The organism is Arenibacter hampyeongensis, from assembly GCF_002909255.1.
Lineage (GTDB): Bacteria > Bacteroidota > Bacteroidia > Flavobacteriales > Flavobacteriaceae > Arenibacter > Arenibacter hampyeongensis.
Genome location: NZ_PIOB01000026.1, coordinates 1 through 1,989, shown reverse-complemented (window position 1 = coordinate 1,989; position 1,989 = coordinate 1). Strand labels below are relative to the sequence as shown.

General features: G+C 49.0%; 1 protein-coding gene. It reads right to left on the bottom strand.

Translation table 11 applies throughout. The features are described from left to right. Positions 1–1,989: hypothetical protein (locus CWD91_RS22570; protein WP_205164684.1), on the bottom strand; the 1,989-nt coding region annotated here is incomplete at both ends.

Here is a 1,989-nt window from a genome sequence, read left to right as displayed (position 1 = left end):
CACCCGTAATCGTTACCTGATCGGCAATGGCGGCAAAGCTCGACTTGTCGATCCACTCCACGGTACCAACTGCATCCGTAACCAATACCTTATCGTTTCCACCTGAAGAGATATCCTCTGTTAAAATGGTACCGTTCAATATATTTTCTGTCTCAACTGCGTTATCGGCCAGTTTAGCATTGGTCACCGCATCGGCTCCAAGCTTGGCGGTCACAATCGATAGATCCTCCACCTTGAAGGGATCAGCTGTTGTTCCAGCTCCTGTGATCGTTACCTGATCGGCAATGGCAGCGAAGCTCGACTTGTCGATCCACTCCACGGTACCAACTGCATCGGTAACCAAAACCTTGTCGTTACCTCCGCTTAATATGTTTTCTGTCTGAACCGCGTTGTCCGCCAATTCTGCATTTGTAATCCCATCTGCAGATACATCCAATGTATATGGATCGGCATCGGTACCTGATCCAGAGCGTACTAAAGTCGCGTCAGTTGCATTTAAAATTTCGTTTCCAATTACACCATCGATTTCTGTAACCGTTACGGAGCCTAAATCTATTAAAATCCAGTCGGTCCCATCCCATTGCATTACTTGGCCAGAGACAGTACCATCAGCTATATTTTCCAATTGCACCGCATCATCCGCCAATTTTGCATTGGTCACTGCATCAGGCCCAAGCTTAGCATTTACTATGGAAAGGTCCTCAACCTTGAAGGGATCAGCTACCGTACCTACTCCAGTAATCGTTACCTGATCGGCCAAAACAGCGAAGCTGGACTTATCCACCCAAACCACTGTTCCTACTGCATCGGTAACCAAAACTTTATCGTTACCTCCACTCAAAATGTTTTCTGTCTGAACTGCATTGTCCGCCAATTTAGCATTGGTCACCGCATCGGCTCCAAGCTTGGCGGTCACAATCGATAGATCCTCCACCTTGAAGGGATCGGCTGTTGTTCCAGCACCCGTAATCGTTACCTGATCGGCAATGGCAGCGAAGCTCGACTTGTCGATCCACTCTACGGTCCCAACTGCATCCGTAACCAAAACCTTGTCGTTACCTCCACTCAATATATTTTCTGTCTGAACCGCATTGTCGGCCAATTTAGCATTGGTCACCGCATCGGCTCCAAGCTTGGCTGTAACAATCGACAGATCCTCCACCTTGAAGGGATCAGCTGTTGTTCCAGCTCCTGTAATCGTCACCTGATCGGCAATGGCAGCAAAGCTTGACTTGTCGATCCACTCCACGGTACCAACTGCATCGGTAACCAAAACCTTGTCGTTTCCTCCGCTTAATATGTTTTCTGTCTGAACTGCGTTATTGGCCAATTTAGCATTGGTCACCGCATCGGCTCCAAGCTTGGCGGTCACAATCGACAGATCCTCCACCTTGAAGGGATCAGCTGTTGTTCCAGCTCCTGTAATCGTTACCTGATCGGCAATGGCGGCGAAGCTCGACTTGTCGATCCACTCCACGGTCCCGACTGCATCGGTAACCAATACCTTATCGTTACCTCCACTCAAAATGTTTTCTGTCTGAACCGCATTGTCGGCCAATTTAGCATTGGTCACCGCATCGGCTCCAAGCTTGGCGGTCACAATCGATAGATCCTCCACCTTGAAGGGATCAGCTGTTGTTCCAGCACCTGTAATCGTTACCTGATCGGCAATGGCGGCAAAGCTCGACTTGTCGATCCACTCCACGGTACCAACTGCATCCGTAACCAATACCTTGTCGTTACCTCCGCTCAATATGTTTTCTGTCTGAACTGCATTGTCCGCCAATTTAGCATTGGTCACCGCATCATCGCCCAGTTTTATCGTGGTCACTGCGCCATCGGCCAGTTTTGCCGTTACAATCGAAAGGTCTTCAACCTTAAAAGGGTCGGCTACTGTGCCCACTCCTGTAATCGTTATTTGATCGGCAATGGCATCAAAGCTGGTCTTGTCGACCCATGCCACTGTACCGACTGCATCCGTAACCAATA